This window comes from Microbacterium sp. zg.Y909 (genome assembly GCF_024626565.1).
In genome coordinates, this window is record NZ_JANJFJ010000699.1 from 1 (window position 1) to 919 (window position 919).

1 protein-coding gene is annotated in these 919 nt (G+C 71.3%); it reads right to left on the reverse strand.

Annotation, left to right across the window (positions count from 1 at the left end):
• The coding region (locus tag NQ160_RS24225) for an aminotransferase class III-fold pyridoxal phosphate-dependent enzyme (RefSeq protein WP_257517516.1) at positions 1-919 on the reverse strand (919 nt) is incomplete at both ends.

The following is a 919-nucleotide window of genomic DNA, read 5'->3' on the forward strand; positions in this document are numbered from 1 at the left end:
ATGACGCCCTCGGCGATGGCCGACTTCGCGACCGCGGCCGTCAGCGTCGCATCCGGCGCACCCGTCTCGGGATCGACGAACTCCATCGCCATCATCGCGCCGCGGCCGCGCACCTCGCCGATGCGCGGGTCGGCGGCGGCGAGCGGTTCCAGACGGCCCCGCAGGAGCTGCTCGATCTGCTGCGCCCGCTCGACGAGGCCGTCGTTCTCGAAGGCCTCGAGCGCGGCGAGCGCGGCGGCGCACGCCACCGGGTTGCCGCCATAGGTGCCGCCCAGGCCGCCGACGTGGGCGGCATCCATGATCTCGGCTCGGCCGGTCACCGCGGCCAGCGGCATGCCCGCCGCGATGCCTTTCGCCGTCGTGACCAGGTCCGGCACGATGCCGAACAGGTCGCTGGCGAACATCGCGCCGGTGCGGGCGAAGCCCGACTGCACCTCGTCGGCGATGAAGACGACGCCGTTGGCGCGACACCAATCCGCGATGGCGGGCAGGAATCCGTCGGCCGGGACGATGAACCCGCCCTCCCCCTGGATGGGCTCGATGATGACGGCGGCGAGGTTGTCGGCGCCCACCTGCTTGTCGATGAGGGTGATCGCGCGAGCGGCGGCATCCGGGCCGGAGAGGCCGTCACGCAACGGGTACGACCCCGGGGCGCGGTAGACCTCCGGGGCGAACGGTCCGAACCCGCTCTTGTAGGGCATCGACTTCGCCGTCAGCGCCATCGTGAGGTTGGTGCGGCCGTGATAGCCGTGGTCGAACGCGACGATGGCCTGCTTGCCGGTGTACTTGCGGGCGATCTTCACGGCGTTCTCGACGGCCTCGGCGCCGGAGTTGAACAGCGCGCTCTTCTTGTCGTGGTCGCCCGGGGTCAGGCGGTTCAGCGCCTCGGCGACGGCGATGTACGACTCGTACGGCGAGA